17 protein-coding genes are annotated in these 14,006 nt (G+C 33.9%); 4 read left to right on the top strand and 13 right to left on the bottom strand.

Features of this window, described 5'->3' with window-relative positions; translation table 11 throughout:
• The first annotated feature begins 6 nt into the window (after window positions 1-6).
• Both BM319_RS24415 and BM319_RS19585 read left to right on the top strand, forming a co-directional pair.
• Entirely contained in the window at window positions 7-147 is a 141-nt protein-coding gene (locus BM319_RS24415) for a lmo0937 family membrane protein (RefSeq protein ID WP_170927396.1), read from the top strand.
• A gap of 159 nt (window positions 148-306) precedes the next feature.
• Window positions 307-1,818, top strand: a complete 1,512-nt coding sequence (locus BM319_RS19585) for a flavin monoamine oxidase family protein (protein WP_091024298.1) — start codon at window positions 307-309, stop codon at window positions 1,816-1,818.
• A gap of 107 nt (window positions 1,819-1,925) precedes the next feature.
• On the opposite strand, the gene BM319_RS19580 is transcribed toward BM319_RS19585, so the two are convergent.
• From BM319_RS19580 to BM319_RS19555, 6 genes are all read right to left on the bottom strand, one after another.
• Window positions 1,926-2,339, bottom strand: a complete 414-nt coding sequence (locus tag BM319_RS19580) for a hypothetical protein (RefSeq protein ID WP_091024296.1) — start codon at window positions 2,337-2,339, stop codon at window positions 1,926-1,928.
• Between the two features lie 229 nt (window positions 2,340-2,568).
• Window positions 2,569-3,210, bottom strand: a complete 642-nt coding sequence (locus BM319_RS19575) for a thermonuclease family protein (RefSeq protein ID WP_286143841.1) — start codon at window positions 3,208-3,210, stop codon at window positions 2,569-2,571.
• Window positions 3,211-3,325: 115 nt separating this feature from the next.
• Window positions 3,326-4,258, bottom strand: a complete 933-nt coding sequence (locus BM319_RS19570; protein ID WP_286143840.1) for a DNA-3-methyladenine glycosylase family protein — start codon at window positions 4,256-4,258, stop codon at window positions 3,326-3,328.
• Between the two features lie 88 nt (window positions 4,259-4,346).
• Entirely contained in the window at window positions 4,347-5,321 is a 975-nt protein-coding gene (locus BM319_RS19565; protein WP_091024292.1) for a DMT family transporter, read from the bottom strand.
• Between the two features lie 94 nt (window positions 5,322-5,415).
• Window positions 5,416-6,351 (bottom strand): DUF1835 domain-containing protein, encoded by a 936-nt coding sequence (locus BM319_RS19560; RefSeq protein ID WP_091024289.1) that lies wholly within the window; start codon window positions 6,349-6,351, stop codon window positions 5,416-5,418.
• A 205-nt stretch (window positions 6,352-6,556) separates the two neighbouring features.
• Window positions 6,557-6,691 carry a YuzL family protein gene (locus tag BM319_RS19555; RefSeq protein ID WP_082459488.1) on the bottom strand — a complete coding sequence of 45 codons (135 nt, stop codon included), beginning with the start codon at window positions 6,689-6,691 and terminating at the stop codon, window positions 6,557-6,559.
• 103 nt (window positions 6,692-6,794) lie between these two features.
• Here BM319_RS19555 and BM319_RS19550 point away from each other — a divergent pair, with 103 nt between their 5' ends.
• The gene (locus BM319_RS19550; RefSeq protein ID WP_069033287.1) at window positions 6,795-7,037 is read left to right on the top strand and encodes a YkuS family protein; all 243 of its coding nucleotides are present in this window, start codon (window positions 6,795-6,797) and stop codon (window positions 7,035-7,037) included.
• Window positions 7,038-7,248: 211 nt separating this feature from the next.
• Here the strand turns inward: BM319_RS19550 and BM319_RS19545 are convergent, their stop codons facing one another.
• The 3 genes from BM319_RS19545 to BM319_RS19530 all read right to left on the bottom strand — a co-directional run bounded on the left by BM319_RS19545 (window position 7,249) and on the right by BM319_RS19530 (window position 8,950).
• Window positions 7,249-7,773 (bottom strand): chromate transporter, encoded by a 525-nt coding sequence (locus BM319_RS19545; protein ID WP_091024287.1) that lies wholly within the window; start codon window positions 7,771-7,773, stop codon window positions 7,249-7,251.
• Window positions 7,773-8,342 carry a chromate transporter gene (locus tag BM319_RS19540; protein WP_091024285.1) on the bottom strand — a complete coding sequence of 190 codons (570 nt, stop codon included), beginning with the start codon at window positions 8,340-8,342 and terminating at the stop codon, window positions 7,773-7,775. Before BM319_RS19540 ends, BM319_RS19545 begins: the two co-directional genes overlap by 1 nt.
• 263 nt (window positions 8,343-8,605) lie before the next feature.
• Complete coding sequence (locus BM319_RS19530; protein WP_056471833.1) at window positions 8,606-8,950, bottom strand: 2Fe-2S iron-sulfur cluster-binding protein; 345 nt, start codon at window positions 8,948-8,950, stop codon at window positions 8,606-8,608.
• A 190-nt stretch (window positions 8,951-9,140) separates the two neighbouring features.
• Between BM319_RS19530 and BM319_RS19525 the strand changes: the two genes are divergently transcribed.
• Window positions 9,141-9,941 (top strand): aspartate dehydrogenase, encoded by an 801-nt coding sequence (locus BM319_RS19525; RefSeq protein ID WP_091024283.1) that lies wholly within the window; start codon window positions 9,141-9,143, stop codon window positions 9,939-9,941.
• Window positions 9,942-10,092: 151 nt separating this feature from the next.
• Here BM319_RS19525 and BM319_RS19520 read toward each other — a convergent pair whose 3' ends face one another.
• From BM319_RS19520 to BM319_RS19505, 4 genes are all read right to left on the bottom strand, one after another.
• Complete coding sequence (locus tag BM319_RS19520) at window positions 10,093-10,755, bottom strand: GntR family transcriptional regulator (protein ID WP_069033356.1); 663 nt, start codon at window positions 10,753-10,755, stop codon at window positions 10,093-10,095.
• 333 nt (window positions 10,756-11,088) lie between these two features.
• Entirely contained in the window at window positions 11,089-11,568 is a 480-nt protein-coding gene (locus tag BM319_RS19515) for a GlcG/HbpS family heme-binding protein (RefSeq protein ID WP_091024282.1), read from the bottom strand.
• Window positions 11,569-11,581: 13 nt separating this feature from the next.
• Window positions 11,582-13,054 carry an aldehyde dehydrogenase family protein gene (locus BM319_RS19510; RefSeq protein ID WP_091024280.1) on the bottom strand — a complete coding sequence of 491 codons (1,473 nt, stop codon included), beginning with the start codon at window positions 13,052-13,054 and terminating at the stop codon, window positions 11,582-11,584.
• Between the two features lie 58 nt (window positions 13,055-13,112).
• Entirely contained in the window at window positions 13,113-13,841 is a 729-nt protein-coding gene (locus BM319_RS19505; protein ID WP_056471818.1) for an iron-containing redox enzyme family protein, read from the bottom strand.
• Window positions 13,842-14,006: the final 165 nt, after the last annotated feature.

Raw genomic sequence — 14,006 nt, 5'->3', positions numbered from 1 at the left:
CATATTATGTGGATTTTATTTTTTATTCTTTTGATCTTATGGGTATTAGGTTATTTTACTTTCCATATCGCAGGCGGACTAATTCATATTCTATTAATTATCGCAATTATAGTCTTTATCGTTAACTTATTTAGACGTAAAAAGTAGCAAATCTTTAGGACTTTTTCTACAAACTAAAGAGCTTGATTTTTCAAGCTCTTTTTCTTATGCCATTTCGATTCCTAATCCTGTTTTTTACCCTCTTCTATATTCCTCTATTTTTGAATAAACTTCTATGAATGTCATAAATAAAAGAGGAGCGATATTATGCCTGTTAGTATGGAGCCTCCTATATCAATGGAACAAATGCTTCAAACAATTCGTACAGGACTTCCAAAAACACTTGAACCTAAAAATATAATAATTGTTGGAGCTGGTATATCTGGTTTGGTAGCTGCTTCACTATTAAAAGGAGCAGGACATGAAGTCACAATTCTAGAAGGAAATAATCGAATTGGTGGTCGTATTTTTACTAATCGTAATTTTTATGCAGGACAGTATATGGAAAATGGTGCTATGAGATTACCTTCTATTCATTTACTTGTTTTAGAATATATTAAGAAATTTAACCTTCCTGTAGAAGAATTCATTAATAGCACTCCAAACGATATTATATTCGTAAACAATGTAAGGACCATTCAAAAACTTTATGAAGAAAATCCAGACATTCTAAACTTCCCTACCTCACCACCTGAAAGAGGTAAAACAGCAGAATATTTAGCTCAATACGCCATGCAACCTGTAACTGACTTCATTAAAAAGAATCCAAAAAAGAATTGGGAAATCGTTATTAAATTACTTGATCGGTATTCGATGGAATATTATTTGAAATATAATCCTTATGGCAGAACATTATCAGTTGGAGCTATTGATATGATTAAGGTTATGCTTGGGATGGAAGGCTTTCCTGAGCTATCATTCACTGCCTTACTTCGAGAAGTAATGATTCTATTTACTCCTGGACTAAAGTTTTATGAAATAAAAGGTGGAAACGATCACTTACCGTATTCATTCCTACCTGAATTACAAGAAAATATTATTTACCATCAAAAAATGAAAAAAATTGAACAACACGACTCCTCTTCTGTAACTATTCATACAGAGGATACACAAACCTCTCAGGCATATACGGTAACCGGAGACTTAGCCATCATTACCATACCTTTTTCATTACTAAACTTCGTTGAAATCATTCCACGCGATTTATTTTCTTATAACAAATATAAAGCAATTCGACAATTACATTATGTTCCTTCGACTAAAATTGGTCTACAATTTAAAACTAGATTTTGGGAAAAAGCGGGTTTTATTGGGGGAAAAATGATTTCTGATCTACCTGTTCGTTATTCCTATTTCCCAAGTCAATCAGTTGGTTCAGAAGGTCCAGGTGTCATATTAGCAAGCTATACATGGGAAGATAACGCTTCAATTTGGGATAGCTTAACTGAAAAAGAACAAATAGAGAATGCGCTAGAAGATTTATCTAAGATTTACGGTAAAGAAATATATAACGAGTTTATTACCGGTAATACATTTAGTTGGTCAGAAAATCCTTTCTCAGGTGGAGCTTTTGCTATTTACAAACCTGACCAGCAAACAGAGATTGCCCCATATATATCAACTCCAGAAGGACTGATCCATTTTGCTGGTGATCACACTTCTACAGCCCCAGGTTGGATTCAAGGTGCAATCGAATCTGGAATAAGAGTAGCTTATGAGGTTAACGATTTACCTAAATCTACGGCTAATGAGAATTTTGAAATACATGGTCAAGGTTAAAGTGCACAAAATGAATTAGACCAATAATTGAAACACTTATGTCAAGCACAATTCAAGAAAAACACAAAACCCACAAGTACATAATCTTGTGGGTTTTCATCATGACTTTATCCAATTTTCAAATAACCTACTGAAGGAACAAAAGAGTATCCTTGATTAATAACCATATCTGTTATTTCTGTCGTTTCACTATCTCTGACTTGATGAAACAATTTATATTTTATTGATTTTACTTTCTTTCCTCTTAATACATTATTTAAATAAATTAACTCAATGTCTAAAAAAGGTATTCTGTACTTTAAATTATTCGTGATTCTATGTGTGATTAGTTCATTAAACTCAATATCGGCATTATTAACTGAATTTTTTTTCATATCATCTACTAATTTATTCTGTTTATCAGTAAACTCACTAATAATATATTCGATTTCCACTTTTGAAAGGGAACGAGTATCTTTTAATGGCAATGTAACTTGATTTGTTTTTTCTTTACTAAATAATCGTTTAAAAAATTTAATCATAGTCCCGTCCTCTTCAATTTTTCTTATTTATATTTTGTCATGATTAAACAAGATTGTAAAAATAATTTTTTAGGCACTAATACTATTCTATTATTAAACCGAAATTCCTTTGTAGAATTGCCTCTCTTTTAAAATTTTTAGACCAAAAATTTAATAATTCCAAGAGTCAGGGATTGAATTCGAAAATAAAAGACTGAATCAGATAAAAAACACCTAGAAATAGGTGTTTTTACTCTGTTTCACATGCGTAATTATCATGATCATGATCCATTTGTGCTTGGTAGGCTTTATTCCCTTTTGGTACTCCGTTTGGATAGACTTTTCTTAAGTCCGTGCAATTTTTAAAATACGGTTTATTATTGTTAGACGAATTATTCGTTTTTGTATGATTGGTTCTATTTTTGCTCCATAAACCAACACCTTGCTGCTGGGCAGTTGCTTGTAAGCTTCTTAGCTCTGATTCATAAGAATAATTACCATAATCATAAAATTTTTCTACATAACCTTTTTTTATGATTTCTTTTTGAATTAGTCTGCCATCAATCCAAACCCATGCAAGTGTTCGATTATATTTATCCTTTTTGGGACCATCATATTCAAGCTGAATTGTTTTTGCATTTTTTAATAGATTACATGAATATGCTGAAGCTTCTTTTCCATATGGCTCAATCGTCCTTGTACTTTCTGGCGTATCAATATATAAGAATCTTGTTGTACCAACTTCAGTAAATTTGGCAGTATCGCCATCAATACATTTTATAAGCTCAACTGTAAATTTTGAATCAGTTTTCGTATTAACTGATGCTGTTGACTGTGAACATCCACTAAGTCCAAGAATAGCCATTACAGTTAATAAAATAAGTCTTTTCATGTTGCTCCCCCAATTATTCCTGTTACTACACATTATTTTAACAATAAAAACCAATTATGTATCGAAATATAGGGGGATATTTCAATTTTAATAGACTTTGCTTTGTATTACTTATTTAGGAATATAATGATCGCCATAAATAAAATGTTACGTAAGCTTCCCAGCCCTTCCATTTTGTAGCCATTTTTTTAATTTCTTCGATTGAAGGTTTTTTCTCTAATGATAGTTGATTTTTTAATGCATTATGAATTCCTACATCGGCAATTGGAAACGCAGATTTCTCTTGTAAACATTTCATCAAAACGTAATCAGCAGTCCAGTTCCCAACTCCTCGAATTTCTAATAGTTTATTTAGCTTTTTCTCGTAGGAATCTAAACGATTTAGAGATTCTTTTGAAATGCATCCTTCTGCCATTAATTTTGCGATTCCAATCACGTATTCAGCTTTTCGTTTAGTAAATTTCATACTGGTTAAATCGGAAACTTCAAGTTTGGATATGACATCTGGAGTTGGAAATAACCAATATATTTCATCCTTCCACCTAAAGCTTTCTCCATATTTTTCAACAAAGCTTCTTTTTAAAGAAAAAGCAAATGACAGATTGATTTGTTGCCCCATAATTGCCCATGTAAATGCTTCAAATAAATCCGGAATTCCAATTACGCGAAGTCCAAAATGCTGTTCAATAAGTAATTGTAGCATTTGATTATCTTTACTTAACTCATAGAACTCGGTTAAGTCTCTGCCTAAATCAAATAAATCCCATATAAATCCTGCTGCAGCTACTTTTATTTCTTCACTTGGATTTTGGTCTGGAAATTCAATTAATAATTGGTCAAAATCACTACTTACTTTTAGTAAAATTATTTTATTTTCTATTTTAATAAGTTTAAAAAAATATTCCCCATTCACTTGATGGAGTACCTCATTTTTAGATCGTGCCAAAAATACTAAGCATTCTTTAAACCTAAAATCTTTTGGTGTTAAGATGGATATCGAATTCTTATTTTTATCTAATACGAGTGATGTATTAAATTCTTTATACACATTAATCACCTCTTTCCACAAGATTAGCATTCAAAAAGTATAATTATTGCCACTCTTTTTCGTTATTTGAATTTCACTTAATAAACTTTCATAAATTAACAGTTTCCTTATCTTGCTGTACGGACTTTCCCTTTTGTGATAGATAGCTATGTAAGATCATACCGATCATGATAATAATCATTCCAATCCAAGAAATAATTGATGGAGATGCCGCTGATAAGAAGATCATTTCACCTATTACTGTGAATAATACTTCCATGGATTGGGTTGCTTCTACTGCTCCTAATTTTTGCATATTTCCCCTTACTAAATCAGTAGCCTGAAAAAATAATACAGTAGCAATTACACCTGATGAGATCGCTACAATTAAAGATTGTGATACTTGGTTTTGACTTGGTAGTCCTTCAGTATATAAACCATAGATTGATAGAATAATCCAAAATGGTAAGCTTGCTAAGGTCATTCCTAAAACACGTTGATATACATCAAGTTTTCCATCACATAATTCCATCATTTTCCGATTGCCAAGTGGGTATGCAAATGAAGCAATTATAACTGGTAAAATACCTGTTAAAACCGTTGAAATAGCTATTTTTGTAGCTAACTCAACTTGCATTAATAAAATACCAAATATGATTAATAAAGACATTCCTAATCCTTTAAAAGGAATTTTTCCACGTACCTTTCGAATTCCACTTGATGTTTCAATTGAAATGAAGAAAAATGGTGCTAATAGTGACCCAGATAATATTGTGATCTGCCATGAACTAGCTATTAACCATCCTGGAGAATAAACCGCTGCTAGACATATTGGTGCATAAAATAAACCGAATCCAATTGTTGACCATATAATCCAACTTTTTAGTTTGCCTTTCATTTCTTGCAATAGATCATAAAAATTTCTTCTAGAGATAACGATGATCAATAAAAAAGGTACCATAAAAAAGTACCTTAAGGATGCGCTCCAAATCCAACTTCCACCAGATAATTCCATCGAGCGGTTTAAAATAAATGTGATTGAAAAGAAAAATGCCGCTAATATTCCTAATAATATCGGGCGCATATTACCACCTCTATAATGTTCAAATATCTTTTACGATTAAATTAAATACTTTGTTCTCTGACTTAAATACAACATCCATTATTAAGACCTGACCTTACATGTTATTATTAGAGGCTTTTTCAACTAAATGAACTCCTCCAACCCACCAGTCTATTCCAATTAAATTCATTCGATTTGATTTTCCCGTTAGTACGTCTAATCCCCATTTAGTTAATGCAATTTTTGCTTTTGGGTTATGTTGTTTATAACTTGGTAATTCACTGTCACTACTTATTAAAGGGTGATCACCTTCCATTAATTCATTTAAAATTGCTGCGAAATATAAATCGCTTAATCCATCATTTGTTCTTTGTCTGACGAGTTTATTAAATAGTTCTGCAAAGGAATTAATACCTTCATTGATCATTGATAATGCTAAAAATTCTACTTCATTTAATCCATTCTGTTGAGAAGGAAAATATGTCATATGACTTAATAAAGCTTGTTTTAAAAACGGAAGCGCATGACATTTTTGAATAAAATTATCCAGTTCATCTACATTATTTGAACAATAAGCTTCCCATCCAGCACATGCTTCTTTTATTTGTTCTTCTGTAACTTCTTGTTTAGTTGGAAGTAATTCAATTAATTGTTGAGAAGATAATTGACCTAATCCGTGAAATGGTTTAATTCCTTCATATTCATTTATGCTAACCATCGAAATTTTTTGAAATCCAAGTGCTGATAATTCCGATAATAAATAGAGTATCGTCACCTGATCGTATCGATCATGTTCGAACCATAGAACAACTTCCTCAGAACGAGATAGTTCATTTAATAATTGATATTGGCTACGGCAATTTTCAATAAAAAAACTCAAAGGAATTTGTAGCTTTTGTTCAAAAAATTCTGCTCTTCTATTATAAGTTTCTTCTAAAGGCCAATCTTGACTAAGTGGACCAAGATCATACATTTCTCTCCATACAACAATATTACCTTTTAAAGACTTTATTTTTCCTCCAACTATATCACCATTTACAATATGATTCATCTATTCATCTACTTTCTCCATTGGTTTAATAAAAAAAAAGAAAATACAGTTCTTAATTCTTCTTACCGATCGGAGATTCCTCTTACATATATTATTATTATTTTCAAAATAAAAACCACCTATATGATAGGTGGCGAGACATTTCCTTTTAATAAGGATTTAATAAGATTAATTTGAATGTCACTTGAATATTGACCAATAGTCTTTATTTAATTTCTCTTTTTTGTTTTTTTCTACTAGAAGACATCTCAACACCAGTTTCCGATGTTGTAGTCCCTTGACCTTGTACATTTGGTGAACCTAAGCCAACTCTAGATGGATCTTTTTTAGTTTTTCCCATTTTAAACACCTCCATCTTTACTTTTTCTAAACTTAAACTTCTTTATTCAAAGAATATTTTTCCTGTAAATTGCAAATCTTATATTTCTGAGGAGGTGTTTTTTATGGCTAGAATCGGAGTAGAACAATCTTTAACAAATGTTCAAGAAGCATTACGTTCAGCGGGACACGATGTTGTTGAATTAAAACAGGAATCAGATGCAAATGGTTGCGATTGCTGCGTAGTAACAGGACTTGATTCAAATGTAATGGGAATGCAAAATGTAGCTACACAAGGATCAGTTATCGAGGCAAGTGGCTTAACAGCTGATCAAGTTTGTCAACAAGTTGAAAGTAAATTACAATAACAAATTACAAACTAAAGTTATATTAAACATTCTAAAGAAAACGCGCCGATTGGCGAACTTTAAAGCGAAGAAAGATGCGCAGTTGACTTTTACCTTATTCCCAAAATATGCGACTACGTCGATTCCCCTTCGTCGCTAGAAAATTTATACTTTCTAATGTGCAAAAAAGGGTAAGCAAAATTCATTGAAATTTGCTTACCCTTTTTTCAAATTATAAATTTAATCCACCATATAGCAAAGCTCCCATTACTATAAAAGCCGGATGTAGTTTTACTTTCTCCATTAATATGTAACTAATTACTCCTAAAAATAAAAACTGTCCAATACCAATTTGAAAATATGAATCATGAAATGAATTATAAGCCATAACACCAAGTAAAACTGCGATTGTTGGTTTGACGTAAAGAGTCATTCGCTTAACTTGAATCGAATGACGATATTTATACAAAATTCCCATTAAGGTCAGCATGAGGATTAATGATGGTGCAAAAGTAGCGAATACAGCCAAAAATGAACCTAGTATACCACCTTCATGGAATCCGATATACCCTGCCATTTTCGTAGCAATCGGTCCAGGTAGGGAGTTTCCCATAGCAAGAGCCTCATTAAATTCTTGATGTGTAAGCCAACCTCTTGTGACGACTTCTTTTTGAATTAGAGGAATGGTCGCAGGGCCTCCTCCATACCCTAAAATATTAGCAACAAAAAACGCCCAGAAAATATTCCAATATACCATTATGCAGACAGTCCTTTTGATTTTTTACCTTCAACTGATTTGGTTGGCTTAACGACCGCAAATAACAGTAGCCCACCAATTATAAACCCAGGATGTATATGAAAATATTGCATTAAAACAATCCCAACTAAAATATGTCCGATTGTAATGGGCCATTTTAACCCCTTAACAGAAGCTTCTATAAATTGCCAAGTTAGCACACCAAGCATGACTCCAACTACTGGAACAATTGCTTTAGTCATTCCTTGCACCCATTTTAGATCTTTAAATGTTACTAGAGTGGTCAATAAAACAACCATTAAAATAATCGTCGGCAGGATCGTTGCAATTGTTGCATTGATCATTCCAATTTTACCGCCAACTTTGAACCCAATGTATCCAGCCATTTTTGTATTAATCGGTCCTGGCAGTGTGTTTCCAATAGCGAGCACATCTCCGAATTCTTCATCAGTCATCCATTTAAAGCGTTCAACCACTTCTTTATGAACTAAAGGAATGGTCGATGGTCCACCTCCGTATCCAAGCATACTGCTCCTAAAAAAGGCGATAAAAATATTTAACTGTTTCATAAAATCCATCCCTTTAGATTAACTTTCTTTTAGTTTGCAATAAGACAAGAGCACTTCACACATTTGCCGCATGGTTTTTTCTTAACTGGATTAGGTTGATTGACCATGTTCATTAAAAGCGAGGTCTCCACATTACAAAACGAGCATGTCTGACCAGTTTGAACTTTTTGAATTTGAGGCATTTCTACTAACTTTAAGGCTTCTTTCATATGTTTGTCGCATACTAACAACATATCATTCACTCCCGCTCTTAAAATTGGATTTTATGGTGTAGATGTCACTTTCTTTTTCGGATGATCTAATTTTCGTTTTTTTACTTCATCTGTTACTTCTTCGTTCCAAGAAATCGTTACATCTTCGTCAGTGATGAATGCTTGACAACCTAAACGGAAGCCTTTGCTTAACCATTCTTCACCAAGTTTTCGACGCTCCTGTACTTTTATATGATCAACAGTACCCTCTTCAATTTTACAAACGCAGGATCCACAAACGCCTCCACCACATCGATTTGGTAGTTCTCCATCAAACCGAAGAGACATACGTAAAATATTGGAGTTTTCCGGTACTTCTAATACTTTTCCACTAGTAGCAAAATTCAGTTTCGGCATTATTCAAATCCTCCTCTTCATCTCTTTGGTATACAATATACCATATTTATAATTTTCTGACAATATAAAAATTACATATATTAAGCTATTTTTCTTAATTTACATTACTCTATATGTTTTTATATACCGGTCTGATATAATATTTTGTATACCAAATACGTCTTAATATTCAAAAAACGAGGTGATGAATGTGCTTAATATTGGATTAATTGGATTTGGAGCAATCGGACAAGATATCGCCAAATATATAAACGAAGGCAAGGCTGGTAATGTGTTATTAAAGGCTGTTCTCGTACGGAGAAAGGATCAATACGAATCGCATATAAGTCATTTATTTTACGACAATGAAGAGGCTTTTTTCGGATTAGGATTGGATATTATTATTGAAGCTGCAGGTCATGAAGCTGTTTATAAGTATGGGAAAAGGACGCTGTCTACTAGTAGTGACTTTATCATCGCATCTGTAGGTGCACTAGCAGATGATGAATTATTAGCAGAACTTGAAACTGCTGCAAAACTTACTAACAGCAAGATCATTATCCCTTCTGCTGCGATTGCCGGATTAGATCGTGTTGCTGCTTCTATGCTTCAAGGTGTTGATGAAGTAAAGCTTGTAACGAGAAAACCACCGAGTGCTTGGCGAGGAACAATTGCAGAGGATAAGGTAGATTTAGATACCGTTAAAGAGCCAATTTGCATTTATAATGGCGTTGCTAGAGAATCTTCTAAGCTTTTTCCGGAAAGCACAAATGTTTCAGCAACCTTGAGCCTTGCTGGAATCGGATTTGATAAAACAAAAGTTCAAGTTTATGTAGATCCAAGCATAATGAGTAATACACACCAAATTTTCGTAAAAGGATTTTTTGGTGAAATGGAAGTAAAGGTAAAAAATATTCCTTCTTCTACTAATCCAAAGACGGGGTATATTGTAGCAATGAGTATTTGTAATACTTTAAAAAATAGAACTTCCTCTATCGTTATTGGAATCTAGTATTTGCTTTTTTACTATTTGTAAAATACGAAACCAAAATAAAAAGCCCCCTTAGTCTAGACGATCTCATTGTCTCACTTATAGGGGGCTTTTATTATTTTTAGATTAATGATTATTCATACAAGAAAAGAGAAAACATCTAAAAACTATTTTATGTCGTTTTTTCTTTTCTTTTTTCTATGTAATTCATGTACGCACGTCTAGAATTTTCGATATGAATTTTCGTTAAATACTCTGACATTTCTATTTCTTTATTCCTTACTGCTTTCATGATTTCAATATGTTCCCTCAATGATTCCTTGCGTCTTCCAGGCGTTTCGTACCCCATATTAGCGGACATATGGATATAATCTGTTAAGCCGGATAAAATTTCAAATAGCTTCGGACTTCTCGCTGCCTTATACAGTAGGAGATTCATTTCGATATGCTCGTTCTCAAATGTTTCGTCTGAGTGTTCCTCAATATAAAGAAGCTCCTCGATTTTCTCATCAAACTCTTTTTGAATTTCGTCCGTCATTTTTTTAGCAGCCAATTTTGCTGCTAACACTTCTAGTGATGATAAAATCGTAAACACTTCCATAATGTCTTCATCAGAAATATTCGAAACGATGACTCCTTTACGAGGAACCGTTTTTACAAACCCTTGTGATTCTAAGCGGAATAAAGCTTCTCTAATAGGTGTACGACTAATGTTTAGCTTAACAGCAAGCTCCCGTTCAATTAATCGATCGCCTGGCTTATAATGCCCCTCTAAAATCAATTCTTTTAAATATCTATACGCATGTTCTCGGATTGAAAGAAAATTAGTTTCCATCTCCAATTAATTCACCTGCCTCCCATTTCTTGCTTATTTTAAAATAGTGTATCATCATTTTGTTAAAAGTAAATCGATATTTCTATTATAGTATCTTTTAAATAAGTAATCGAGTAGATAGATGGAAATTAATACCACTCATGTTCATACAAGCACGTTTGCTATTTAGTTCTTTTATCTCTCAAACCATTTTGATAAGTAAATCTTCTTATAACTAAAGTTAACTACTTTTATTGCCTTTAAATACGAACTTTAATCCCAGTTATTTTCTATACGAATGTTCGTACACCAAAAAAGGCGATGTAGGAATAACACCTAACCGCCTCCAAAATATTATTTTTTAATGTCTGCATCCGTAACAACTTCATAACCATCATTTGAAAGGAACTCTTGCAATGCTTGCAGGGCAGCTGTTCCTACAGCTGTATCCTGCTCTCCATTTCCACCGCTGATCCCTACTCCACCAATGACTTCCCCATTTACTACAATTGGAAAACCGCCTACAAAAATTGCGAATTTCCCATTTAGCATATGTTGTATTCCAAATGCTTCATTGCCCGGTAGAGCTGGTCCGTTTGGTTCTGTATTAAATAAATGAGTCGAGCGTTTATGCCCCGCTGCCGTATATGCTTTAGCAATAGCAATTTCAGGACCTGTAATACGAGCATCATTCATTCGTTCAAGTGCAATAACATATCCCCCGTCATCTACGATTGCAATCGTCTCTGGAACATTAATAGTCTCTGATTTTTTCTTAGCAGCTTCAATCATTACTTTTGCTTCATCTAGTTCTAGTTTTAAAATTTTTTTCATTTAAAATCCTCCTTTAGTAACCGATATAGACTGTTTTTATTTGTGTAAAGAATTCAAGACCAACTCTGCCTGACTCACGGAATGTGGAAGTACTAGAGCGTTTTACTCCACCAAATGGTGCATTCATCAAATTACCTGTCGTTGTTCGATTTACTTTAACTGTCCCTGCTTGAACATCTTTAGTAAATTGATGAGCGAGTTTCAAATTATTCGTAACAATCGATGCTGATAATCCATATTCAACATGGTTAGCAATTAAAACGGCTTCTTCATAGCTTTCTACTTCAATTACAGCAACTACTGGGCCGAAAATCTCTTCTTTAGCAATGCGCATTTCGGGTTTTACATTTGTAAAGATCGCCGGTTCAATATAGTAGCCGTTTTCGTATTTTCCATAAGTAAGCTGTTGACCTCCATATTCAAGAGTAGCCCCTTCTTCTTTACCAATTTCTATATACTTTAGAACGTTTTTTAACTGCTTTTCGTTTGCAAGAGGTCCAATAATGACATTTTCGTCAAACCCGTCGCCAATTTTTAAAGCACTTGTTTTTTCTACTAATTTCTGAACAAATTGTTCCTTTACTTTCTTCATAACAATTACACGACTAGTGCCTGTACATGCTTGACCAGTAAGATGAAAGCCTCCATTCACGGTTAGGTTAACTGCCAAATCAACATCTGCGTCTTCCATTACAATTAGAGGATTTTTACCACCAAGCTCCATTTGTGTTCTTGTAGTAAAGGATGTGTTTTTATGAATATGTTCCCCGGCGCTAGTAGACCCAGTGAAAGTAACTCCTCGTATAGCAGGATGTTTCACTAAGATATCCCCTATATCGGACGAACTTCCTGTTACAAAATTGATGACTCCTTTTGGTATACCAGCTTCATGAAGCGCCTCAACAAGTCGAAATGCAATTAAAGGTGTATCAGATGAAGGTTTGAAAACAACTGTATTTCCAGTAATTAATGCTGGAGCAATCTTTCTTGATGGTATAGATAATGGAAAATTCCATGGTGTAATGACTGAAATAACACCAAGAGGCTCCCTTTCTGTTGTGACTCTCATATTTGGATCATCGTTCGGGAAAGTTTCCCCCGTAAAGCTTTGTCCTTCGATTGCATAATATCGAAGCGTTTCCGCTGAGCGAAGCACTTCCTGTTTGGCCGCGCTTATCACTTTTCCTTCTTCTTGTGTTAATTCTTCAGCTAGTTGTTCCACTCTCTGTTCAAGTATTGCTGCCGCCTTATTTAAAATAGCTGCACGTTTAGATGGTGGAGTTTGTGCCCAGGCAGGAAAAGCCTCGCTTGCTGCATCAATTGCTTGAATCACGTCTTGTTCTGTAGATGCCTGAAATGTACCGACAATATCTTCCTTATTAGAAGGGTTTACGCTTTGGAACGTTTTATTATCTACTGACTCGACCCAACTTCCAGATATGTAATTTTTATAAGTTTCTAGTTTAGTAGTTAGCAAATTTATCATCCTTTCTGAACAAGATGGCAGTTCCCTAGTCGGAAACTGCCATTTTATTTTCTAATTATTATGCTTGTACTAGAGCACCTAAATCCTTTTCAAGATATTCTCTCCATAAGCCATCCATATACATTCGACGCATTTTTGCACCAGTACGAACTACTTCTAAGCAACGTTGTTGTAACTCTGGAGTATCAGCATGATCAAGTACAATTTTGTATCCACGCTCTCCGTGAATTTCATCTGATACGATGTGTAAGTCGAAGAATTCAATCTCCTCATCTGTAAAGTTGTACTTCTCACGTAATGCTGGAGTTTGCTTACGATAAATGTCTGGAACTTGAGATTCAAGTCCTACAACTAATGCTGCAGTTGCTACTACGAAGTTTTCACGTGCTGCGACCGCAAAACACCAACTCTGTAATCCTAACGTTGTAGGAGCCATGTTGTTAGGATCTAATACGCGCTCACGAGTAGTTCCACAAGCTTCAGCAAATCGGATTAATAAGTCTGTATGGCGATCGCCAGCGATTTCTTCTTCGTACATATTTTGTAATGTGAAATCTTTTGCATCTTCATATTTTGGTAAATTTGGAGTGTTATGGTAGATATAAGCTAAGTAATCTGCAAAAGGTCCAACATAATGGTAATGATTTTCAGCCCAGCGAGCGAAGTGACTACGCTCTAATTTCCCTTCAGCCCATGCTACAGTAAAAGGTGCTTTTTGGCTGTGATTCCCTTTAATTGCTTCTTCTAACTCCTTACGAAACTCATCTTTAGATAATAATCTAGTCATCCAAACTCCTCCTCCAATATGTTTATGTAGTTTAATAGTTTAGTTAAACAATCGAAGTATACCAAATAACTTAAAACACCTATAAAAACTACTTTAATCGAGTGATTTATTTGTATTTTGTATTTGGTATACCAACTAACCTTATAGTAACCCATTGTTTTTTGT

It is taken from the genome of Bacillus sp. UNCCL81 (assembly GCF_900112535.1).
GTDB lineage: Bacteria > Bacillota > Bacilli > Bacillales > Bacillaceae_G > Gottfriedia > Gottfriedia luciferensis_B.
Note: the sequence above shows the minus strand (reverse complement) of the source record. Positions and strands in the feature narration are given on the sequence as shown.